Raw genomic sequence first — 22,629 nt, 5'->3', positions numbered from 1 at the left:
AGCGCGGCCGTGACGGTCGAGATCGCCCTGCTCGGCGAGGTGAGCGCCCACGTCGGCGGCCGCCCGGTCGCGCTCGGACCCGCGCGGCAGCGGTGCGTGCTGGCCGCGCTGGCGGTCGACGTCGGCGAGCTCGTCACCGTGACCCAGCTGACCGAACGCGTCTGGGGCGCCACCCCGCCCCCGCGGTCGCGCGCGACGTTGCAGAGCTACCTCTCCCGGTTGCGGCACGCCTTCGGCGATGCGGTCACGTTCGCGAGCCGCCACCACGGGTACGTGCTCGTCGCCGAAGAGTCCTCTGTGGACCTCATGCGGTTCCGGGCGTTGCGCGACGAGGCCCGCCGCCTCGGTGACGACGAAGCCGTGATCCGCGTCCTGCACGAGGCCTCGGCGCTGTGGCGGGGCGAACCGCTGACCGGCGTCGGCGGTGACTGGGCCGACCTCACCCGCGACCTGCTCACGGCGGAACGCCTCGACGCCGAGCTCGACCTGGTCGACGCCCGGCTGCGGCTCGGCCAGGGCCCCGAGCTGCTCGCCGCGGTCTCCGCCTGCGCCGCGCTCAGGCCGTTCGACGAACGGGTCGCCGCGCAGCACATGCGGGCCCTCGCGCAGGCCGGGCGCATCCCCGAGGCTCTCGGGGAGTTCCGCGCCCTCCGCACCCGGCTGGTCGGAGAGCTCGGCACCGAACCGAGCCGCGAGGTCCGTGACCTGCACGAGGAACTGCTGCTCGGCGAACCCGCACCGGTACGCGTCGTGCCGCGGCAGCTGCCGTCCGCGCCGGCGCAGTTCATCGGCCGCGACCAGGACCTGACCGAGCTGGACGACGCGATGCGCACGGCCGGCGTGGCGACGATCGCGGGCGCGGGCGGCATGGGCAAGACGTGGCTCGCGCTGCAGTGGGCACACCGCAACCTGCACCGCTTCCCCGACGGCCAGCTGTTCGTCGACCTGCGCGGGTTCAGCCCCGACGAACGCCCGATGGAACCGGACGTCGCCGTCCGCGGGTTCCTGCACGCGCTCGGCGTCGACGCCGCCGCCGTCCCGGGTGATCCCGCGGCACGGGCGGCGTTGTTCCGCACCCTGACCGCGCGCCGGCGGATGCTCGTGATCGCCGACAACGCCGCCGACGCCTCCCAGGTCACCCCGCTGCTGCCCGGCGGCGACACCTGCCGTGTGCTCGTGACCAGCCGGAACAGGGTCCGGGGCCTCGCCACCACGCACGCCGTCGGCCTGGACGTGCTGGCCGACCACGACGCGAGCTCGTTGCTGGCGGCCCGCATCGGCGAGACCAGGCTGAGCGGCGAACCCCGCGCCGTGGCCAGGCTGATCGACCTGTGCGGCGGCCTCCCGCTCGCCCTGAGCATCGTGGGCGCCCGCGTCCTGACCGAACCCGACCTGTCGCTCGCCGCCATCGCCCGGCAGCTCGAGGAACTGGGGCTCGGCGCACTCGACGCGGACCCGAGCGTCAGCGTCCCGGTCGTGCTGTCGTGGTCGTACCGCGCGCTGACCGGCCGGCAGCGGGACCTGTTCGCTCTGCTGGGGATCGCGCCCGGCGAGGACGTCGACCCGAACGCGGCGGCGAGCCTCGCGAACCTGTCCGCCGAGGACGCGCGGACGACGTTGCGGGAGCTGGAACAGGCGTCGCTGATCTCGCTCGGCAGCGGGCTGCGGGCGAGGATGCACGACCTGGTCCGGGCCTACGCGGCCGGACGCGCGGAGCCCGCGGCGCGCGACGAGGCGTTGCGGCGCCTGGTCGACCACCACGTCCACACCGCGCACGCCAACGACCGCCTGATCGACCCGCACCGCCCGTTGATCACGCTGAGCACGGCCGCCGAAGGCACCCACGTCACTCCCGCCGCCGACAAGGCGGGCGCACGGGCGTGGTTCGACGCGGAACGGGGCACGCGCCCGGCCGTGCAGCAGGCGGCGGCCGCACTCGGCTGGAACGACGAGGTCGTGCTGCTGGCCAGGGTGTCGCACGCCTACCACCAGCAACGCGGCCACCTCGACGACGAGCTGGCCATGTGGCAGACCGCCCTCGACGCGGCGGAGGACCCGGCGGACCTGACGCTCGCGCACCGGATCATGGGCAGCAGCCTCGGCCAGGTCCAGCGCTACGACGAAGCCCAGCACCACCTGGCCCAGGCCCTGGCGCTGGCCGAACAGGCCGGCGAGGCGTTGCCGCTCGCCACCGCGCACGGCACGGCCGCGTGGCTGTGGGCCAACCGGTCGAACTACGGGCGGGCGTTCGAGCACGCCAAGGCCGCGTTGCCGCACTACGAGAAGACCGGCAACAAGATGCTGATCGCCATGGCGCACAGCAACATCGGGCACTGCGCGGCGGAGGTCGGCGACACCGAGCAGGGCCGCCTGGCCGCGGCGACCGCCCTCGAACTGCTGCACGACCTGGGCGACCGGCACGGCGAGGCGTCCGTCCTCGACACCCTCGCCCACGTCGAGCACCAGAGCGGCAACCACGCGGCCGCGATCGTCCACTTCGACCGCGCCGTCGAGCTGTACCGGGCCGAGGACGACGACTACGCCACCGCGAACACGTTGATCAGGCTCGGCCGCACGCACGTGGCGGCGGGGCAGCCGGGGCGGGCGGCGGAGGTGTGGCGGCACGCCCTCGCGCTGCTCGAGCAGCAGGGGCGGGGCGAGGAGGCGGACGAGCTGCGCGAACGGCTCGAAGACCAGACTCCCCGGCCGTGATCGCCGGAACGCCGCCTACCTCGGCCTGATCCGGCACGGGACCAGGGAGTCTCACGGGCGCGAGCGACCCCCTGGTCCCGGCAACGTGGTTCCCGCACACAGGAACCACGAGGAGCCGAGAACATGCCCACCATCACCCTGACCCAGCAGACCACCGCGACGCCCGAGGAGTTCGTCGCCGGCCTCACCGACTTCGGCCCGGGCCGCGCGGACCTCTTCCCCAACAGCGCCGACGCCGACCTGCGGGTGCACGACCGGGGCGACACGTTCGCCGACGTCACCGAGGGGTCCGGCGGCATCTGGGAACGTCTGCACTACGACTGGTCCGACCTCGACCGGGTCGTGCTGCGGACCGTCGACTCCAACGTGTGGGGCGGGGGCTCCGGTCACACCTACACGTTCACGAAGCAGGCCGACGGGACGACGCTCGTGCACGCCCGCGTGGTGCGGGAGGGCAAGAACTTCAAGGGCAAGCTGCTCGGGCTCTCGCTCGGCCTGCTCGGGCCGAAGGTGCTCGGCGGAGCCCTGGAGAAGACCGTCCGGGCCATCGAGGCGCGGTCCAGGTAAGGGTGCCCTGACCTGGCGCGGCGGCCGGGAGCTAACGTTGCCCCACGTGAGCATGGTCGTGGAGCAACGCGGGCTCGAGTCCGCACCGCCCGGGCTGGATCCGCGACGGCGGCGCGGATTCGGGCCGGCGGGACTGCTGGTGGTGGCGGCGTCACTGGTGATCGGCACGCGGTCGCTGTCCCTGGCCGAGGTGTGGCAGGGGTGGACGCTGCAGAGTCCGTCGGCTGATCGTCCAGGCACTGCATCGAGGTTCAGCGAAAGGCCTCCCTCGTGACCACGAGCGTGTCCGGCGCGCCGTCGAAGATCCTGCGCACGGCGTCCGGGCGGGAGGCCTCGCGCTGGCTGCTCGACCACTGCCGCACCGCTCCCGCTCTGCCGATCGCCACCGTGGTGGCGACGGTGGCGGGGGCGGTGCTGCAGATCGTCCCCGTGTTCCTGCTCGGCACCGTCGTGGACGGGGTCGTGCAGGGGCGCGACGCGTCGATCCTCTGGTCGATCGGCATCGCGACGGTCGTCTCGGCGCTGGCCGGGGCGGCCATGACCGCGGTCTCGACCTACCTCGTCGGCCGGGTGGGCGCGGACGTGCTGGCGCGCCTGCGGGAAGGCGCGGTCCGCGCGGTCCTCGGGATGCCGAGCGCGCGCATCGAGGAGGTCGGCCGCGGCGACGTGCTCTCGCGCGTCGGCGACGACGTGGCCGTCATCTCCCAGGGTTTCCGCACGGCGATCCCGACGATCTTCTCGGCAGCGGTGCTGGTGGTCATCGCCACGGCGGGCATGTTCGGGCTCGACTGGCGGCTCGGTCTCGCCGGTGCGTGCGCGCTGCCCGCCTACTGGTTCGCGCTGCGGTGGTACCTGCCGCGCTCGCAACCGCTCTACCGCGCCCGTTCCGAAGCCCAGGCCGACCGCGCGCAGGCGTTGATCAGCGGCCTCGACGGAATTGCGACCGTGCGCGCCTATCGGCTCGAAAACGCCTTTCGCGACAAGGTGACCGCGGAATCCTGGCGAGTGCGCAACATCGGCATTGACGTGTTCCACTTCTTCGGCCGGTTCATCGGCCGTGAGAACCGCGCCGAGTTCATCGGACTCGGCCTCATCATCGTCGTCGGCTACTTCCTGGTGACCAACGGACAATCCTCGCTGGGCCAGGTTTCCGTCGCGGCGTTGCTGTTCCACAAGTTGTTCGTGCCGCTCGGCCTGATCATGGCGTTCTTCGACGAGGCGCAGAAATCCGGTGCCGGGCTGACGCGACTGGTCGGCGTCACGACGGAGTCCGGCGGCGACGAGCTCGTGCGTAGCGCGGTGGCCGTCGACGCGGACGCCCGGCCGCTCCCGGTGTCGGTGCGCGGGCTCTCCTTCCGCTACCCCGAGTCCGAGCACGACGTGCTGCGCGACGTCGACCTGGAGATCCCCGCCGGGACGTCGCTGGCTCTGGTCGGCGCGACCGGCGCGGGCAAGACGACGCTGGCGGCGCTGGTCGCCGGGACCGGCACGCCGCTGACCGGATCCGTGCACGTTGGCGACACCGACCTCGCCGAACTGGACGAGGCAGGTGCCCGCGCGCTGGTCAGCATCCTGACCCAGGAGGCGCACGTGTTCGCCGGCCCGCTGGCCGAGGACCTCCGCCTCGCCGCACCGGACGCGACCGACGACGAGCTGATGGACGCGTTGCGGACCGTCGGCGCGGCCTCCTGGGTCGAGGCGCTGCCGCGGGGCCTGCGGACCGAGGTCGGCGAAGGTGGCGAACGACTCGACGCGACCAAGATCGCCCAGATCGCGCTGGCCCGGCTGGTGCTCGGCCGCTCCCCCGTCGTCGTGCTGGACGAGTCGACGGCCGAGGCGGGCAGCCAGGGAGCCGCCGCGCTGGAACGAGCCGCGCTCGCGGCCTGCCGGGGCCGCACCACGTTGCTGGTCGCGCACCGCCTGACGCAGGCCATCGCCGCGGACCGGATCGCCGTGCTGGACGCGGGCAGGGTGCTGGAACAGGGCACTCACGAAGAACTCGTGGCGCGTGACGGCCGTTATGCCGCCCTGTGGGCCGCTTGGCGCTTCGGAACCGCGAACACTTAGCCGGCCACCCCGACCTGCCGTCCCTCTCCACCACCGAACCGATTGCGCGCCACGTTGACGAACACCGAAGTCCGCACCGGCAAGGAGATCCTGCGGATCACCTTGCGCCGCAACCGAGGCGCCATGACGGCCGGCACCCTGCTGCTGGGGTGCTACCAGGCCGCCGAGACAGCCGTGCCGATCCTGCTCGGCGTGATCGTCGAGTACGCGTTGCGCGGCGGGCGGCTCAGCTCACTCGGGCTCGCGTTGCTCGCGCTCGGACTGGTCATGGCCACGGTGTCGTACTCGTGGCGGTTCGGCATGCGGATCCTGCAGAAGGCGAACACGACCGAGGCGCACCGGTGGCGGGTCGAGGTCGCGGACCGCGGCCTGCAGCCGGTGGCGCGCGAGGTCGACCTGAAGTCCGGCGAGGTGCTCACCATCGCCACCGAGGACGCCGACCAGACCTCGGACATCATCGAGGTGGTGCCGCTGCTGATCAGCTCGCTGGTCTCGGTGGTGATCACGGGTGTCGTGCTGGCGGTGATCAGCGTGCCCCTGGGTGTGCTGGTGTTCGTCGGCACGGCGGCGATCCTCAGCGTGCTGAGCCTGATGTCGCGGCGGATCGGCGCGAACACCCGGGCGCAGCAGGAGAAGGTCGCGCGGGCCGGGGCGAAGGTGTCCGACCTGATCGCGGGACTGCGGCCGCTGCACGGGTTCGGCGGCAGCTACGCGGCCTTCCAGGCCTACCGCCGGGTGAGCACGGAGGCGAGGCAGCAGTCGATCGTCGTGGCGCGGGTGAACGGCGTCTACGCGGGCCTGGGGCTGGCGCTGAACTCCGTGCTGGCGGCCGCGGTGACGTTGTGGGCGGGCTTGCTGACGTTCCGGGGCGAGATCACCCTCGGTCAGCTCGTGATGGTGGTCGGGCTCGCGCAGTTCCTGATCGAGCCGCTGAAGCTGTTCTCGGAGATGCCCAAGTACGTGATGATCGCGCGGGCCTCCGCCGAACGGATGGCGCTGGTGCTGGCCGCGCCCCCGCGGATGACGCCGGGTGTGGAGGAGGTCGTGGCGAAGAGCGGGCTCGAGGTCGCCGGTGTCACGCACGGAACGTTGCGGGACCTGACGTTCTCGGTGCGGCCGGGTGAGCTCGTGGCCGTTGCCGCGTATCAACCCCAGGCCGCCGCCGAACTGGTCGCGGTGCTGTCCGTCGAGGTACCACCGGCCTCGTACTCGGGCGTCGTCCGGGTGGGCGAGCAGGAGGTCGCGTCGCTGACGATCGAGAGCGTGCGCACCCACCTGCTGGTCAACCCGTCGCACCACGAGGTGTTCGCGGGAACGTTGCGGGACAACGTCGATCCGTCGGGTACCAGCACGCTGGTGGACGAGGCCGTGTCCGCCGCGATGCTGACCGACGTGGTGGCGCTGCACTCCGACGGCCTCGACTACGCCGTGCGCGACCGCGGCGCGAACCTGTCAGGCGGGCAGCGGCAGCGGTTGTCGCTGGCACGGGCGCTGGCCGCGAACCCGGAGATCCTGGTGCTGCACGACCCGACGACGGCCGTCGACGCGGTGACCGAGCAGCTCATCGCCCGCAACATCACCACGTTGCGGCGCGGCCGGACGACGATCGTGATCACCAGCAGCCCGGCGCTGCTCGACGTGGCCGACCGGGTGATCGTGCTGGACGGCGGCGCGGTCACCTCCGAGGGCACGCATCGCGACCTGCTCGGGCGTGACTCCTCCTACCAGCTGGCGGTGGCCCGATGACGATGTCCGGGTGGCGGCGGGCCGGCGGCACGCGCTAGTGCGCGACGTCGCTGCGCTGCCGGGTCAGGTTCCAGCTGGCCAGCAGGCGCAGGTTCCGCTCGGACGGCGACCCCGGCTCGACCGTGTGCAGCGCGATCGACATGTCCGATCCCGCGAACCACGCGAAACTCGCTGCTGTGGAGCAGTTCTCGAAGCCGGCGGCCGAGGCAGGTGCCCCGCTGCCGACACTCGCGACGGCGTTCGTGCCCGCGCACCCCGCGGAAGTCGGTGGTCATCGGCGCGAGCAAGCCGCACCACCTGACCGACCTGCTCGCCCACCCGCACTTCCGGGCCGGCGACGACCTGCTCGACCGGATCGACGAGATCGTTCCGCCCGGTACCGACGTGCGGCAGAACGACGCCTTCATCCTGACGCCGGTCATCCAGGACGAGCGGTGGCGGCGGAGGTGATCGCCTGGCGGTCGGCCAGCCGGTCCGGCAGGCTGGGCGCCATGCCCACACCTCCGGTGATCTCGGTGATGCTGATCGTTCCGGACGCCGCAGCGGCGGTCGCCTGGTACGAGACCGCTCTGGGTGCCACGACGCTGTGGAACCTCGGTGGCGTCGCCGGTCTGGAGATCGGTGGCGCCGCGTTCTTCGTCCACGAGGTCAATCCCGACAACCCGGCGGAGTCCAGCCCTGGTGGCGTCACCAGCGTGCGGGTCGAGCTGTTCACCGACGACCCCGACGGCGTTGTAGCCCGTGCCGTGGCCGCGGGTGCGTCCGGGTCCGACGTGGTGAGCCACGAGATGCCGTGGGGCACGCACCGGCAGGGTGGCTTCACCGATCCGTTCGGGCACAAGTGGTCCGTGGGCGACCGGTCACCCCTCGGCTGACTCGAGCGGCCACACCTCGACCACCCCGTGCGCCACCGCGCACGGCGTCCCGGCCACCATGCGCACAGCCTCCTCCACCGACTCCGCCTCGATGATCGCGAACCCCGCGACCGGCAGGTCGGACCGGAGAAACGCCCCTTCCTCCACGGTCGTGCCGGCACCGCCCGTGTTGCGCACCCGCACAGGCGCCCCGGCGACGCCCATCTCCACCCCGGCTGCCCGCAGCCGTGCGTCGTGGGCGTGCGCCTCGTCGCGGACGGCCTGATCCGTGGCGTCGTAACCCGCACGCTCTCCGTAGCCGATCGTCACGAACTTCATCTCGAACCTCCTCTGTCGGTTCCTTCAGCCATACCGACTCTCGATTCGTCCGAAACTCATCGGCGCGTTCACCGAGAGTTCACCTCGCGCTCGCTTCCACGCGCCTGGAAAACACGTCGAAGTGACGAAGGATCTGGTCCTCGACAGGGTTTTCGGCAGAGGTGGACAGTGAAGAGAACGCTCGGCATCGGGCTCGCGGTGGTGCTCCTGGCAGGTGTGGTGACCGCGATCGTCCTGGGGCAGGGCGACGGACCGGCTCAGCTCCGGACCGTGCGCGGGGTGATCGGCTCGGAGAAGCTCGCCTTCTTCGCCGACCAGCGGGTGAAGGACGTGTTCGCGCGGCACGGGCTGAAGGTCGAGGTGGACCCGGCCGGTTCGCGGCAGATCGCGACGGCCACCGACCTGACCCCGTACGACTTCGCGTTCCCGTCCAGCGCACCGGCGGCGGAGAAGATCCAGCGCGACCGCAAGGCCGCGCGGACGTACGCGCCGTTCTCGTCGCCGATGGTGATCGCCACGTTCGACCCGATCCTCGACCTGCTGACGAAGGCGGGCGTGGTCAAGTCCGGGCCGGGCTACCCGACGTTCGACGTGCAGGTTTACCTGGAGCTCGCGGCCAAGGGCACGCGGTGGGACCAGCTGCCGGGCAACACGGCCTATCCCGCGCGCAAGAACCTGCTCGTCACCACCACCGATCCGCGTGACTCGAACTCGGCGGCGATGTACCTGGCGATCACGTCGTTCGTCGCGGGCGACGGGGTCGTCACCACGCCGGACGCCGAGGCGAAGGTGCTGCCGGCGGTCTCGAGGTTGTTCCTGGACCAGGGATACACGCAGAGCAGCACCGAGGGGCCGTTCGAGGACTACCTGTCCGCGGGCATGGGCAAGACGCCGCTGGTGCTGGCGTACGAGGCGCAGTTCGTGGACCGGGTGGTGCGGGGCGACTCGTCGGTGCGGCCCGACATGAAGCTGCTCTACCCCGCGCCGACCGTGCTGTCCAAGCACACGCTGGTGCCGTTGCGCGAAGCCGGCGACCAGGTCGGGCAGCTGCTGCAGAGCGACGCCGAGCTCGGCAGGCTCGCGGCGACGTTCGGCTTCCGCACCGCCGACCCCAAGTACTTCGACGACATAGTCGAGGAGAAGAACCTGACCGTGCCGCGGACGATCGTGGACGTCGTCGAACCGCCCGCGCACGAGACGCTGGAGCGGATGCTCGAGGCGATCGCGAAGCAGTACTGACATGACCGACTTCGTGCTCACGCCACCGGATCCCGTCGAGCCCGTGCCGGTCGACCGCGCCGCCGGGCTCATCCCCGTCGCGGACAGAGCGGAGCTGTCCGCACGCGCTGAGGAGTTCGTCGCGGCATTGGGTGCCGTCGACCCGCAGTCGCCGGACTTCAGCCGGATCGTCGACGACGCGCTGGTGCTCGGCGAGGCCGAGATGCGGGTGGCCGCGCAGATCGCGGGCCGGTTGCTCGACCGCACGCTCGCGTCCGTCTCGTCACCGCACGGGGCGCAGGTCTCGACGAGCCTGAGTGACCTGCGGCGGTCCGTGCGCGAGCTCGATCCGCAGGACCTGAGCAAGCTCACCGGCCGCAAGATCCTCGGGTTCCTCCCCGGCGGCAACGCGGCTCGCGGACTCCTGGCCAGGTTGCGCGCCGCCGACGAGCCGGTCAACCGGATCGTGCTCAGGCTGCGGTCCGGCCAGGACGCCCTGAAACGCGACAACGCCGCCATCAAGGGCGAGCGGCAGCGGTTGTGGGACCTGATGTCCCGGCTCTCGCGGGACGCCGCCCTCGCCGCCGAGATGGACGAGGCCGTCGCACGCCAGGTCGCGATCCTGGACCTGGCCGAACCCGCCCGCGCCCAGGCGTTGCGCGCCGACGTGCTCTTCGGGCTGCGGCAACGGCATCAGGACCTGCTGACCCAGCTCGCCGTGTGCGCGCAGGGGTACCTGGCGCTGGACGTGGTGCGCCGCAACAACGACGAGCTGATCAAGGGCATCGAACGGGCGGTCAGCACGACCGTCACGGCGTTGCGGATCGGCGTGGTGGTCGCGGCGGCACTGGCCGGGCAGCGCGAGGTGATCGACCAGGTCGACGCCGTGCGCGGCCTGACCGACTCGGTCCTGAAGTCCACCGCGGCGCTGATGTCGTTGCAGGGCCAGGACGTCCACCGCATCGCGTCCACCCCGGCCGTCGGGGTCGAGGCGGTGCGGACCTCGTTCGACCAGATCTACGCGGCGATCGACGCGATCGACACGTTCAAGGCGCGCGCGGCCGACTCGATGTCGAGCACGGTGTCCGCGCTGGACGCCGAGATCCGCCGCGCCCACGACCACCTGAGCCGCGTGCGCGAGACCGGGGACCAGGCGTGAGCCGCCCGGCACCGCTGCCGCACCGAGGAGCCCGCATGATCCGCCGTCTCGTCCCCGCGGCCGCCGTCCTGGCGCTGCTGGCGGGATGTTCCGACTCCGCCGACCCGGACAGACCCGTCGGCGACGCCACCCCCGGCACCCTCCGCGTCCTCGCGGGCAGCGAACTGGCCGACCTCCAGCCGATCCTCGACGAGGCCGCCCGTGCCACCGGTGTCTCCGTGAAGTTCAGCTTCACCGGCACCGTCGAGGGCGCCGAGAAGGTCGCGAGCGGTGCCGCCGAACAGGGTTTCGACGCCGTCTGGTTCTCCTCCAACCGCTACCTCGAACTCGTGCCGGAGGCCCAGAAGCGCCTCGGCACGCCGACGAAGGTGATGTCCTCCCCCGTCGTGCTCGGGTTGCCCGCCGCGAAGGTGCGGGAACTGGGCTGGGACGGCAAGCGCGTGGGCTGGGCGGAGATCGCCGAGGCCGCGGGCGCGCGGAAGTTCACCTACGGCATGACAGACCCGTCCGCCTCCAACTCCGGCTTCTCCGCGCTGGTCGGCGTCGCGGCGGCGCTGTCCGGGTCGGGCTCGGCCCTCGACGCGGGCAGCATCAACGCGGTCGCGCCGCAGCTCGAGAAGTTCTTCTCGGCCCAGACCCTGTCCGCCGGCTCGTCCGGCTGGCTCTCGGAGGCCTACACCCGGCGCGCCAAGGGAGAGGACCCCGGCGCCACCGTGGACGGTCTGATCAACTACGAGTCGGTGCTGCTGTCATCGCCCGAACCGCTGACGCTGGTCTACCCGAGCGATGGCGTGGTGACCGCGGACTACCCGCTCACGCTGCTCACGTCGGCGTCCCCGGAAGCCCGTGAGGCGCACCAGAAGCTCTCCGACCACCTCCGGAGCGCGGACGTCCAGCGCAAGATCATGGAGACCACGCGCCGTCGTCCCGCCTTGCCCCAGGTGCAGCTGGACGGCGAGTTCGCCACCAAGGACCTGGTGGAGCTCCCGTTCCCCGGCAGCCAGTCCGCTGTGGACGGTCTGATCACCACGTACTTCGACCGGCTGCGCCGCCCGTCCCGCACGCTCTACGTGCTCGACACGTCCGGCTCGATGCAGGGCGACCGCATCGACGGCCTGCGCCAGGCCCTGACGGGGCTGACCGGCGCCGACTCCTCGCTCGCGGGCAGGTTCAGCCGGTTCCACGGCCGCGAGCAGGTCACGTTGCTGCCGTTCAGCAGCAGCGCGCGACCACCGTTGCAGTACGAGGTGCCGCAGGACAACGCGCAGGCCGTGCTCGACCAGATCCGCACCACCGCCACGTCCCTCGACGCGGCCGGTGGCACGGCGATCTACAGCAGCCTGCGCGGTGGTTACGACGTGCTGCGCCGGCAGATCGACGCCGATCCCGACCGGTTCACGTCGATCGTGCTGATGACCGACGGCGAGAACACCGGCAGCGAGGACGTGACCGACTTCCAGCTGTTCCACCAGGGTCTCCCGCCGAACCTGAGGGGCGTCCCGATCTTCCCGGTGCTGTTCGGCGAGAGCGCCACGGCCGAGATGGAACAGGTGGCGAAGATGAGCGGCGGCAAGGTGTTCGACGCCCGCGGCCGTTCGCTTTCGGCCGCCTTCAAGGAGATCCGTGGCTATCAGTAGGTACCTGGGCTCGTGGAGGAACCTGGCGGGGTGCGTCGGCGGCCTGGCCGGCCTGGGGCTGCACTTCGCCGGGCTCGCCGGGTCGTACTGGGTCGCCGTCGTGATCGGCCTCTACGGCGTGGGCGCACTGGCCGCGCCGCCCGAGCGGATCACGCTGGTGACCGACCCCGAGGAGGAGGCCGGCGCACTGCGGTCGGAACTGGACGCGCTGGTCGGACGGGTGCGGGGCCTGAAGGTGCCCGACGAGGTGGCGCCGAGGATCGCGGAGATCGCCGAGGTCCTGCGCGGCATGCTGGACCGCCCCCGCGAGCTGCGCGCCGACCCCGACACCCTGCACGCCGTCACGAGGCTCGTCGGCACGGACCTGCCGCTGTCCGTCCAGACCTACCTCAACCTGCCGTGGTGGTACGCCGCAGCACGGGGTTCGGGCGCGGAACTGGTGCGACAGCTGGACCTGCTGCACGCCGACGCCGTCCGGACCGCCGAACGGTTCCACGCGGGCGACGCGCAACGGCAGTCCGACCACACCCGTTACCTGGAGGACCGCGAGTAGAACAGCGGCTGATCATGCTGTCCGGGCGGGCCGCCGTCACGGTGCCCGGCGGCGAACGGCGGGAGTTCGGGCCGGGTTCGCTGCCGTCCTTCGAGGACACGACAGGCGAAGGTCACCTGTCGGCACCGCTGACGGACGACCTGTCGTACGCCATGTTTCCGCGTCAGGCCTGATGGCCCCGCGCGGCCGAGAGGTCCCGCGCCGCACCGGCCACGATCCGCCCCAGCTCGTCGAGCTGCGCGGCGGTCGGCAGCGGCGTGCACCCCGGCTGGGACAGCGCGGTCAAGGCCGTGGTCGCCACCGCCGACGTCTTCACGCCGTCCGCCGACACCGAGGTGTCCGAGGCGATCGCGCGTGAACACGCTCTCATCACGGACCACACCGATCCGCACGCCTGCACGCATAAATGCGTGTCGACCGCGTATGTGGCGGTCGGCGCCCTCCGCTAGGTTTCCCCAGTCCTGGCTGGGAAAGTGCATTCGAGGGTGAAGCTGTGCGGTTGCCGGAGTCGGCGTTCGAACAGGCGAGACTGGGGTCTGGGCAGATCTTCGCGGTCACCCGGCCACCGGGCGCCGAACGGACGCGGCAGCTGGTCCGGGCGACGGAACTGGCCCGCGCGCACGGGTTCGCCGTCACGTGGGTCGGGTGCCGCGCGGACGCCCCGCCGTACTGGCCGTGGCACGCGATCCTCGCCGGACTGGGCGGGGACGCGTCGGCGCTCGACGGCGAGCCCGACGTGTGCGCGCAGGAGATCGTGGACGCTCTCGCGGAGATCCCCGCGCTGATCCTGATCGACGACGTCGAGCTGGCCGGCGAGGACGCGTTCGAGCTCACCCGGTCGGTGGCCGCACGCGTCCACGAGTTGCCCGTGGTCCTCGTCGTCACGTGCGGCGATCCCGGCGAGACGAGGCGTCTCGTCCCGTTCGACGGCGCCGAGCCGGGACGCCTCGTCTCGCGGGCGCACGCCGTCCTGGCCGAGGGCCGGATCACCGAGGCGCGCGACCTGCTGGACCAGGCTGCGCGCGAGGGCGATCCGGAGGCGGCGCTCGGTCTGCCGGGCATGTGGGTCAACAAGTACCGCGGCAGGGCCGACCGGGCGCTGGCGATCGCCCGGATCCGCGAGGCCCTCGCCACCGCCCCGCCCGAACCGTTGCGCACCAGGCTCGCCACTCGGCTCGTGGCCGAGCACGCCTACGACCGGCGCGAGACCGAGAGCGTGCTGGAGGCGTTGGCGCAGGCCAGGAACACGGGCGACCAGCTGACCCTGGCCGAGGCCCTCTCGCTGGCGCACCACGCGTTGTGGTCTCCTGAGCACACCGCCTTCCGGCTGGTGCTGGCCGAGGAGCTGATCTCCGTGGCGTCCGCGGCGGGCCTGGACCTGCTCGCGCTCAGCGGGGTCGGCCGCCGCACGATGGACCTGTTCTGCCTGGGCGACCCGCACGCGGAACGGTCGCAGGCCGAGCTGGCCCGGCGCGCGTCCGGCTATCCGGCCCTGCTGTTCTTCCACGCCGCGATGGACGTGATGCGCACGATCCGCGCGGGACGGTTCGAGGAGGCCGAGCAGAAGTCCCTGGCCTGCCTGCGGATCGGGATGGAGGCGGGCGACGTGGACGCGGAGACGTTCCACAGCACGCACCTGTTCGCGATCCGGTGGCTGCAGGGGCGCGGCGGTGAGCTGGTCGACCTCGCCGAGCAGGTGACGCACTCCCCCACGCTGCCGGACCTGGAGTTCAGCTTCGAGGCGGCACTGGCGTTGCTGGCAATCGAAGCAGGCCAACGGGATCGCGCACGGTCGGCGTTGCACCGGATGACCATCAACGGCCTCACGGCCGTCCCGCTGTCGAGCACCTGGATAACGTGCATGTTCTGCGTGGTGCACGTGGCCGCGGCGCTGGGCGAGGCGGACATCGCCCGCGAGGCCTACCGCCTGCTCGAACCGTTCGCCGCGCTGCCCGTCGTGCCGGCGACCGCGATCGTCTGCTTCGGCTCGGCGGAACTCCTGCTGGGCATCGCCGCCACGACGTTCGGCGACCCCGTCCTGGCCACCGACCATCTCGAACGCGCCGTCACCACGAACATCCGCCTCGGCAACCTGCCGATGACCGCCTACGCCCGTGCCACCCTCGCCCAGACCGTCGGTGGCGAACGGGGCAGGGCGTTGTTCGACGTCGCGATCAACGACGCGAACGCGATCGGCATGACCGCCCGCGCCGCGACGTGGGCACAGGCCCGCGACGGCCTGGCGGGCCGCATCCTGATCCGCAGGGAGAACGTGTGGTGGGTCGTCTCCCACCACGGCAGGGAGACGCGCGTCGAGGACCTGGTGGGCATGCGCTACCTGGCCCGGCTGGTGGCCGATCCCGGCACCGAGATCCCCGCGCTGGAACTGGTGGGCGGCGAGGACAGCGGCAACCAGCCGGTGCTCGACCCCGTCGCCCGCGCCGCCTACCTGACCCGCATCCGCGACCTCCGCGCCCAACTCGACGACAACCCCACACCACGCCTGGAAGCCGAGCTCGAAGCGCTGCTCGGCCACCTGGAACGCGAGACCGGCATGGGCGGCCGGGCGCGCAACTTCGCCGGCCCGGCCGAACGGGCCAGGACCGCGGTGCGCAAGGCGATCCGCCGAGCCATCGACACCATCGCCGCGACCGAGCAGCCCACCGCGGACGCGTTGCGCGACGCCGTGACGACGGGCTACCGCTGTTCGTACAAGCCCGGCTGATCTTGACCACCGCACGGCCGCCGGTTCGCCACCGCGGACCGGCAGAGTCGCGGCCAGGGGAGATCCGGTTCGGACCGGGTCGTGGCACGCACCCCCCAGGGCGAGCCACGACCCGCCCCTGGTGAGTGCGCCCGAGGGGGACGCACTGACCGGACAACGGGAAGCGCCGCGGCTCGCACCCCCGACACGGGTCGCGGCGTTCCCCGTCGGGCGGGTACCGCTGCCGCGGCTCGCGGGGCCGGCAAGCCGGCACCGCCGCTCCCCTACCCCGCCAGCACAGCCGCCTCCCTCCGGCGCAACCCGGACCCGGGCTCCATCCCGAACTCCTCCACCAGCAGAGCCCGCACCCGCCGATACGTCCGCAAGGCGTCGCCGGCCCGCCCCGCCCGCTGCTGAGCCTCCATCAGCAACTCCCACAACGACTCCCGCAACGGGTACAGCGCCACCAGCCGCTCCAGCTGTGCGATCGCCTCGGCGAACCGCCCGTCCAGGCACAGCCCGGCCGCGTGGTTCTCCTCCGCGAACGCCAGCGCCTCCCGCAGCCGCGCGATCTCCGCGCCCGCCCACCCCTGCACCGGGCAGTCCGCCAGCGGATCACCGCGGTGCAGCGCCAGCGCCTCCGCATGTCGGCCGCACCGCAGGTGTTCGTCGAACTCCTCGACGTCGACGACGACCTGTGTGACGTCGAGCAGGTAGCCGGGTTCGCGGGTCAGCACCACGCCGTCCGCGCCGGCCAGCTCCAGCGCCCGGCGGACCTTCGCCACGTGCCCCTGCAGCGTCTTGGTGCCCGTGGGCGGCACTTCCTCGCCCCACAGGCCGTCGACCAGCGCCGATCTCGACACCAGACGGCCGGTTCTCAACGCCAGCAACGCGAACACGGCCCTCCGCCGCGCCCCGGTGAAGTGCACCGGCCCGTTCGGTCCGCGCACTTCCAGCGGCCCGAGGAGCCGCACCTCGATCTTCATCACCATTCCCCTCCCCTTGGACACAAGTAGAGGCGTGCCACGGGTGTGCCGCGCGGCGTCACATAACGCCGAGGTAACCGAACGGAAACAGAACGACATACCGACCGACCACTTGGTCGGCACAGCTGGTGTCCTCGAAGGCATGGACATCGACACGGCGATCGCCCGGCTGGACCTGGCCCGGAAGGTCCGGCTGCTGACCGGGTCCGCGCTGTTCGCGCTGCACCCCGAGCCGGAGATCGGGCTGGCGTCGCTGAAGCTGTCCGACGGCCCGACCGGTGTCCGCGGTGCCGAGCTGCGGGGCGGCACGATCGCGTGCGTGCTGCCGAACGCGACGCTGCTCGCCCAGCACTGGGACACGGCACTGGCGCGCGAGGTCGGCGAGGTGCTGGCGGACGAGGCGGCGGCGCAGCAGGTCCACGTCGTGCTCGGCCCGACGATCAACCTGCACCGCACGGCGCTCGGCGGCCGGCTGTTCGAGGCCTACAGCGAGGATCCGCTGCTCACCGGACTGATCGCGGCCGCCTACGTGCGGGGCCTGCAGGACAAGGGGATCGCGGCGACGCCGAAGCACTACGTCGCCAACGAGTCCGAGACCGAACGACGCACCGCGAGCATGGTGGTCGACGAGAAGACCTTGCGCGAGGTCTACCTGCTGCCGTTCGAGATCGTGGTCGAGGACTCGGCACCGTGGGCGATCATGGCCGCCTACAACAACGTCAACGGCGTTCCGGCGACCGAGCACACCGAGCTGGTCGAGGGCGTGCTGAAGGGCGAGTGGGGGTTCGACGGGCTCGTCATGTCGGACTGGTTCGCCACGAAGTCCACCGCCGAGAGCGCGAACGGCGGCCTCGACCTCGCGATGCCCGGACCTGGCGGCCCCTGGGAGGACAAGCTGGTCGCGGCCGTCCAGGCGGGCGAGGTCGCCGAGTCCACCATCGACGACCACCTGGCCCGGTTGCTGCTCCTCGCGTCCCGGACGGGAGCGTTCCCCGAGCGGACCTGGCCGCAGGACGTGCCCGCACCCGACAGCCCGGCGCGACGCGAGCAGCTGCGGAGGTTCGCGGCGGGCGGCATGGCCGTGCTGAAGAACTCCGGGGTCCTCCCCCTGCGGCCTTCCGGCGTCGCCCTGATCGGTCGCCACGCGATCGACACGGTGGCGCAGGGCGGCGGTTCGGCGGGTGTGCGGCCACCGCACGTCGTCAGCATCGCGGACGGCCTGACCTCGCGCCTGGGCGATGTGGTGTCCGTTGTGGACGGTGTGGAGGTCCGGCTCCGGTACGCCGCCCCCGGACCCGGCGTGCTGACGAACATCCGCGCCACGACGTACGACGCGGACGGTGAGGTGCTCGCGTCGCGGGACATGGAGATCGCCGAGCTCGCGGCGTACGGCGGCTGGGCGCAGGGTGCCGCGTCGATCGAGGTCTCCGGCGAGGTCGTGCTGGACGAGCCGACGCGCGTGCTCGTCGGCGTGCGCGGGTTCGGCGACTGGACGATCGACGTCGCCGGACGGCAGCACGCCGCGCTTCTGGCCTGGGCCGACGGCATTGTCGAGGAGGCGCTGCTCAAGCCGCCGCACTGGACGGCCGAGGTGCTGCTGTCGCCGGGTGACCGGATCACGGCGCGCGTGCGCGAGGCCAGCGCGCTGGTCGGCCTGATCACCCGGCCGGTCCCCCGCGCTCCCGCCGACGCGATCGGTGCCGCGGTGCGGGCCGCCCGCGAGGCGGACGTGGCGGTCGTGGTCGTCGGGCTCACCGAGGAGCAGGAGACCGAGGGCTTCGACAAGACCACGCTCGCGTTGCCCGGCGAGCAGGACGCACTGGTCGCGGCAGTCGCAGCGGCCGCGAAACGCACCGTCGTCGTGGTGAACGCCGCGACACCGGTGCTCATGCCGTGGCTCGCGCAGGTCGACGCCGTGCTGTGGGCGGGACTGCCCGGCCAGGAGGCGGGCGACGCCGTGGCCGCCGCGTTGCTCGGGGACGTCGAACCGGCCGGGCGCCTGGTCACGACCTTCCCGCGCGCCGACGCCGACGCGTTGCCCCTGATCCCGGCAGACGGCGAACTGGTGTACGCCGAGGGAAGCGCTTTCGGCTACCGGGCGGAGACCGAGCCGTTGTTCTGGTTCGGCCACGGCCTCGGCTACACGACCTGGGAGTACGGCACGGCCACGCGGACCTCCGACACGGTGTCGGTCGAGATCACCAACACCGGCGACCGGGCCGGCAAGGAGGTCGTCCAGGTCTACCTGCGGCCGCGAGACGAGACGGTCCGTCTCATCGGCTGGTCGACCGTCGAGGTCCCCGCGGGCGAGACCGTGCGCGTCGAGGTCGAGTGCGACCCGCGAGCGCAGCGGGCGTGGTCGGACGGCTGGCACCCGGTCACCGGTGACGTGCTGATCGCCCGCGGGCTCGGCGACGTCCGCGTTACCCTGCCCGCTGATCAGGAGTGAGGTGACGCGGTGTCGGTCCCGCCGAGGTATAGGACCAGGTCGCGGGTGGACGTCTCCGGTGAGGAGTCGCGGGCCAGAGCGGTGGCCGTCGCGACGGAGCTGTTCGCGCTGACGGGCTTCAAGGGGACGTCGGTCGCGGCGGTGGCGGCGAGGACCGGGCTCTCGCAGTCCGGGCTGCTGCACCACTTCCCCAGCAAGGCGGCCCTGCTGACGGCCGTGCTGGAGGAACGCGACCGGCAGGACGGCGACTTCCTGGCCGGCAGCGGCGGTCCGCCGCTGGGCTGGGCCGCGTTCGACGCGCTGGCCGCCCTGATCGCGCGCAACTCGACCCGCCCGCACCTGGTCGGCCTGTTCGTACGACTGGCCGCCGAGGCCACCGAACCGGACCACCCCGCGCACGCGTGGGTGCACGAGCACTACCGCGGGCTGAGGCGGTGGCTGACCGAAGCGGTGCGCGAAGGTCAGGAACGAGGGGAGATCGCCGGGGACGCCCCGGTCGACTCGGTGGTGCGCACGACGATCGCGGTGATCGACGGGTTGCAGCAGCAGTGGCTGCTCCAACCGGACGCGGTCTCGATGACGGCCGAGTTCGAGGTGTACGCCCAGGTTCTGCGCGCCCGCTGGGGGCGCTGAGGTCGCAAGGTGGTGGCCCGGAAATCAGTCTGGGGGACCCGTCCGGGCCACCGGTCTTGCGAAAGGTGGCCGACGTGCGCGGTGACTTTCACACGCCGGCCGGGTTCTGGGGGAACCAGATCCGGCAACTGCGCCGACCCCCACTCCCGGTGAGTTTCTCGGGCCTGCGGCGCAGGTACCGGATCTGGACACAAAGATGACAGGGGGCGTGCACAGATTTCGCCCAGGGCGCGCACAGACCGTCGGGAAGTGCGCGAGTATGGCTGTGCACCCAATGCCTGGATCATCGAGGAGCGATCAACCTGTGGAGTTCCTGCTGCTCGGCTCGCTGGCGGTACGGCGGACGGGCACATTGCTGGACCTGGGCGGACCCCGGCAACGCGCGGTGCTCACCATGCTGTTGTTGCACGCCAACGAGGCGGTCAGCGTCGCACAGCTGACGGAGGCGGTGTGGGACTCGCCTCCGGTGTCACCCGAGTCGAACCTCCGCACGTACGTCGCGGGGCTGCGCAAGGTGCTCGGTGACCGGCTCAAGACCCGTGCGGGCCACGGCTACCAGCTCGTGGTCGAACCGGGTGAGCTGGACCTGGACTCGTTCGACCAGCTCGTGCGCGACGGCGAGGCCGCGCTGTCGGACGGGGACACGGAGGCCGCGGCCGACCTGTTCGGCCAGGCGCTGGCCTGGTGGCACGGCATCCCGACGGCCGAGCTGAACGCGGGACCGTTGCTGCGCGCGGAGTTCACCCGCATCCAGGAACGCAGGCTCACGGCCGTCGAGCGGTTCGCCAAGGCCTCGCTCGAGCTGGGCCGGTTCGACGACGTGATCGACCGGCTGCGGCGGGAGACGGCACTGCACCCGTTGCGCGAGGAGCTCTGGGCGCAGCTGATGCTGGCGCTCGACCGCTCCGGCCGGCGCGGCGAGGCCCTGGAGACCTACGCGGCGGCCCGCAGGCACATGATCGAGCAGGTCGGAGTCGAGCCCGGAGCGCGGTTGCGCCAGCTGCAGCAGGTGATCCTCGAAAGCCGGGTGCCCTCGCCCGCGGCTTTGAACGCGCACCGCCAGCTGCCGATGGACATCGCCGAGTTCACCGGGCGCGAGTCCGAGCTGCGCAAGCTGTGCGAGCCGGGACCGCAGACCACCGTCGTGATCTCCGCGATCGAAGGCATGGCCGGGGTCGGCAAGACGAAGCTGGCCGTGAGAGCGGCCCATCGGCTCGTTCAGCGTTACCCGGATGTGCAACTGTGGGCCGATTTGCACGGCTTCGACACCGAGGAGCTGCCGGCGGAGCCGTCCGCGGTGCTGGAGAGCTTCCTGCGGCTGCTCGGCGTGCCCGGCGCGCAGATCCCGGAGTCGCTGGAGGAACGGGCGGCGCTCTACCGCGACCGGCTGACTGGCAAGAAGGCGTTGGTGCTGCTCGACAACGCCGCCGGTGAGGACCAGGTGCTGCCGTTGCTGCCCGGCAGTCCCACGTGCATGGTGCTGATCACGAGCCGTCGCACGCTGCTGCGGCTCGACGGCGTGCGGTCGGTCTTCCTCGACGTCTTCACACCGGACGAGGCGCTGGCGCTGCTCGCCCGCATCGCCGGCGAGGACCGGGTGAGGGCCGATCGTGAGGCCGCGGAACGGGTCGCGGAGCTGTGCGGGCACCTGCCGATCGCCGTCGCGCTCGCCGCTAAACGCCTGGCCCGCCGTCCACAGTGGACGACGCGGGACCTGGTGGACCGGCTCGAACGGGGAGGCGGCCTCGGTACCCGGGGCGTGTTCGACCTCTCGTACCAGGCGTTGCCCGACAACCAGAGGCGTCTGTTTCGACTCCTGGGACTCCACCCCGGGGAGGACGTCACCGCCGACTCGGCCGCCGCGCTCGCCGGGCTGACCGCGTACGAGGCGGGCGACCTGCTGGAGACGCTGCTCGACGAACACCTGCTGCAGCAGCACACCCCCGGCCGCTACAGCCTGCACGACCTGCTGCGCGCGTACGCCGTCGAGCAGGTCATGGCCGCCGAGCCACCGCCGGCCCGCGCGTTGGCACGCCGCCGCGTCCTCGACTGGTACGTGCACACGTCGTGGCGCGGCGCGCAGCAGCTCAACCCGCAACGGAAGCTGGAGATCAGCCCGGCGGACCCGGCCGTGCACCCGCGCGAGTTCGCGGACCGGGACGCGGCGCTGCTGTGGTGCGACACCGAACGCGCGAACCTGGTCGCCGCGGTCCGCGACGCCGCCGAGCACGACCTGCCGGAGCAGTCCTGGAGCCTCGCCCAATGCCTGTGGGACTTCTTCAACCTGCGCAAGCACTGGGCGGACTGGATCGACACGCACGGCGTCGCGCTGGCCGCCGCACGTTCGGTCGGTGACCGCAGCGCCGAGGGCCGGATGCTGATCACGCTGGGCATCGCGCTGCGCGAGGTCCGGCGGCACGACGAGTCCGTCGAGTGCAACCGGCAGGCGCTCGCGATCTTCCGCGCGACCGGTGACAAGTCGCGCCAGGTCCCCGCGCTCAACAACCTCGGCATCGTCCACATGACGCAGGGGCGGCCCGAGGACGCGCTGGCGTGCTACGAGCAGTGTGCCGAGCTCGCACGGGAGCTGGGAGATCTGCACACGGAAGCGGTGACGCTGAACAACGTCGCCCTGCTGCACGCCGATGCAGGCCGGTTCGACGTCGCGCTCGCGCGGTACCTGCGGTCGCTGGAGATCCGCCAGGACATCAAGGACCCGTACAGCGAGGCGATCCTGCTCAACAACATCGGCGAGGTGTACCGGGGGTTGCTCGACTTCCCCGAGGCCGTGTCGTTCATCGACCGGGCGCTGGAGACGTTCCGGGCGATCGGCGACCTCTACGGGCAGGCCGAGTCGCTCGACAACCTCGGGCTGGCGCTGGACGGGCTCGGTGACCGCCGAGGCGCCGAGAAGTGCTGGCTGGAGTCGGTGACGCTGTTCGAGGAACTGGGCGAACCCAAGGCCGACGAGGTCCGTTCACGACTCTGAACGTGCGATCAAGCAA

Annotated in this window: 19 protein-coding genes; 16 read left to right on the top strand and 3 right to left on the bottom strand. The window is 72.0% G+C overall.

Annotation, left to right across the window (positions count from 1 at the left end; genetic code table 11):
* Positions 1–9 precede the first annotated feature (9 nt).
* The 7 genes from ACWF7A_RS07725 to ACWF7A_RS07695 all read left to right on the top strand — a co-directional run bounded on the left by ACWF7A_RS07725 (position 10) and on the right by ACWF7A_RS07695 (position 7,967).
* Positions 10–2,712, top strand: a complete 2,703-nt coding sequence (locus ACWF7A_RS07725; protein WP_452249646.1) for a BTAD domain-containing putative transcriptional regulator — start codon at positions 10–12, stop codon at positions 2,710–2,712.
* A gap of 123 nt (positions 2,713–2,835) precedes the next feature.
* The gene (locus ACWF7A_RS07720; RefSeq protein ID WP_452249645.1) at positions 2,836–3,279 is read left to right on the top strand and encodes a hypothetical protein; all 444 of its coding nucleotides are present in this window, start codon (positions 2,836–2,838) and stop codon (positions 3,277–3,279) included.
* A 46-nt stretch (positions 3,280–3,325) separates the two neighbouring features.
* Complete coding sequence (locus ACWF7A_RS07715) at positions 3,326–3,553, top strand: hypothetical protein (RefSeq protein ID WP_452249644.1); 228 nt, start codon at positions 3,326–3,328, stop codon at positions 3,551–3,553.
* Positions 3,550–5,346, top strand: a complete 1,797-nt coding sequence (locus ACWF7A_RS07710) for an ABC transporter ATP-binding protein (RefSeq protein WP_452249643.1) — start codon at positions 3,550–3,552, stop codon at positions 5,344–5,346. The genes ACWF7A_RS07715 and ACWF7A_RS07710 overlap by 4 nt, the downstream gene beginning before the upstream one ends.
* A 54-nt stretch (positions 5,347–5,400) precedes the next feature.
* Positions 5,401–7,092: an ABC transporter ATP-binding protein gene (locus ACWF7A_RS07705; RefSeq protein ID WP_452249642.1), complete on the top strand. Its 1,692-nt coding sequence runs from the start codon at positions 5,401–5,403 to the stop codon at positions 7,090–7,092.
* Positions 7,093–7,359: 267 nt separating this feature from the next.
* On the top strand, positions 7,360–7,542 hold the full coding sequence (locus ACWF7A_RS07700) for a hypothetical protein (RefSeq protein ID WP_452249641.1): 183 nt from the start codon (positions 7,360–7,362) through the stop codon (positions 7,540–7,542).
* Positions 7,527–7,967: a VOC family protein gene (locus tag ACWF7A_RS07695; RefSeq protein WP_452249640.1), complete on the top strand. Its 441-nt coding sequence runs from the start codon at positions 7,527–7,529 to the stop codon at positions 7,965–7,967. The genes ACWF7A_RS07700 and ACWF7A_RS07695 overlap by 16 nt, the downstream gene beginning before the upstream one ends.
* Here the strand turns inward: ACWF7A_RS07695 and ACWF7A_RS07690 are convergent.
* Positions 7,953–8,285 carry a YciI family protein gene (locus ACWF7A_RS07690; protein WP_452249639.1) on the bottom strand — a complete coding sequence of 111 codons (333 nt, stop codon included), beginning with the start codon at positions 8,283–8,285 and terminating at the stop codon, positions 7,953–7,955. The two genes, ACWF7A_RS07695 and ACWF7A_RS07690, sit on opposite strands and share 15 nt — an antisense overlap.
* Positions 8,286–8,453: 168 nt before the next feature.
* Here ACWF7A_RS07690 and ACWF7A_RS07685 point away from each other — a divergent pair, with 168 nt between their 5' ends.
* The 5 genes from ACWF7A_RS07685 to ACWF7A_RS07665 are packed head-to-tail and all read left to right on the top strand — an operon-like array spanning position 8,454 to position 13,025.
* Complete coding sequence (locus ACWF7A_RS07685) at positions 8,454–9,524, top strand: hypothetical protein (RefSeq protein WP_452249638.1); 1,071 nt, start codon at positions 8,454–8,456, stop codon at positions 9,522–9,524.
* A gap of 1 nt (position 9,525) precedes the next feature.
* Positions 9,526–10,662, top strand: a complete 1,137-nt coding sequence (locus ACWF7A_RS07680) for a toxic anion resistance protein (RefSeq protein WP_452249637.1) — start codon at positions 9,526–9,528, stop codon at positions 10,660–10,662.
* 35 nt (positions 10,663–10,697) lie between these two features.
* On the top strand, positions 10,698–12,299 hold the full coding sequence (locus ACWF7A_RS07675; RefSeq protein WP_452249636.1) for a substrate-binding domain-containing protein: 1,602 nt from the start codon (positions 10,698–10,700) through the stop codon (positions 12,297–12,299).
* The gene (locus ACWF7A_RS07670) at positions 12,286–12,852 is read left to right on the top strand and encodes a hypothetical protein (protein ID WP_452249635.1); all 567 of its coding nucleotides are present in this window, start codon (positions 12,286–12,288) and stop codon (positions 12,850–12,852) included. Before ACWF7A_RS07675 ends, ACWF7A_RS07670 begins: the two co-directional genes overlap by 14 nt.
* A gap of 14 nt (positions 12,853–12,866) precedes the next feature.
* A complete protein-coding gene (locus ACWF7A_RS07665; RefSeq protein ID WP_452249634.1) occupies positions 12,867–13,025 on the top strand; it encodes a hypothetical protein in 159 nt (52 codons plus the stop codon).
* On the opposite strand, the gene ACWF7A_RS07660 is transcribed toward ACWF7A_RS07665, so the two are convergent.
* Entirely contained in the window at positions 13,016–13,222 is a 207-nt protein-coding gene (locus tag ACWF7A_RS07660; RefSeq protein ID WP_452249633.1) for a hypothetical protein, read from the bottom strand. The two genes, ACWF7A_RS07665 and ACWF7A_RS07660, sit on opposite strands and share 10 nt — an antisense overlap.
* Before the next feature lie 123 nt (positions 13,223–13,345).
* On the opposite strand from ACWF7A_RS07660, the gene ACWF7A_RS07655 reads away from it, so the two are divergent.
* The gene (locus ACWF7A_RS07655; RefSeq protein WP_452249632.1) at positions 13,346–15,577 is read left to right on the top strand and encodes a hypothetical protein; all 2,232 of its coding nucleotides are present in this window, start codon (positions 13,346–13,348) and stop codon (positions 15,575–15,577) included.
* Positions 15,578–15,840: 263 nt separating this feature from the next.
* Here ACWF7A_RS07655 and ACWF7A_RS07650 read toward each other — a convergent pair whose 3' ends face one another.
* Entirely contained in the window at positions 15,841–16,542 is a 702-nt protein-coding gene (locus ACWF7A_RS07650; RefSeq protein WP_452249631.1) for an AfsR/SARP family transcriptional regulator, read from the bottom strand.
* A 142-nt stretch (positions 16,543–16,684) separates the two neighbouring features.
* Between ACWF7A_RS07650 and ACWF7A_RS07645 the strand changes: the two genes are divergently transcribed.
* The 3 genes from ACWF7A_RS07645 to ACWF7A_RS07635 all read left to right on the top strand — a co-directional run bounded on the left by ACWF7A_RS07645 (position 16,685) and on the right by ACWF7A_RS07635 (position 22,613).
* Entirely contained in the window at positions 16,685–18,991 is a 2,307-nt protein-coding gene (locus ACWF7A_RS07645) for a glycoside hydrolase family 3 C-terminal domain-containing protein (protein WP_452249630.1), read from the top strand.
* A 45-nt stretch (positions 18,992–19,036) separates the two neighbouring features.
* Complete coding sequence (locus ACWF7A_RS07640; RefSeq protein ID WP_452249629.1) at positions 19,037–19,624, top strand: TetR/AcrR family transcriptional regulator; 588 nt, start codon at positions 19,037–19,039, stop codon at positions 19,622–19,624.
* 304 nt (positions 19,625–19,928) lie between these two features.
* Positions 19,929–22,613: a BTAD domain-containing putative transcriptional regulator gene (locus ACWF7A_RS07635; RefSeq protein ID WP_452249628.1), complete on the top strand. Its 2,685-nt coding sequence runs from the start codon at positions 19,929–19,931 to the stop codon at positions 22,611–22,613.
* The last annotated feature ends 16 nt before the right edge of the window (positions 22,614–22,629 follow it).

This window comes from Lentzea sp. NPDC055074 (assembly GCF_053608005.1).
The sequence above is the reverse complement of the archived record's forward strand: the minus strand, read 5'-3'. Positions and strand labels throughout refer to the sequence as shown.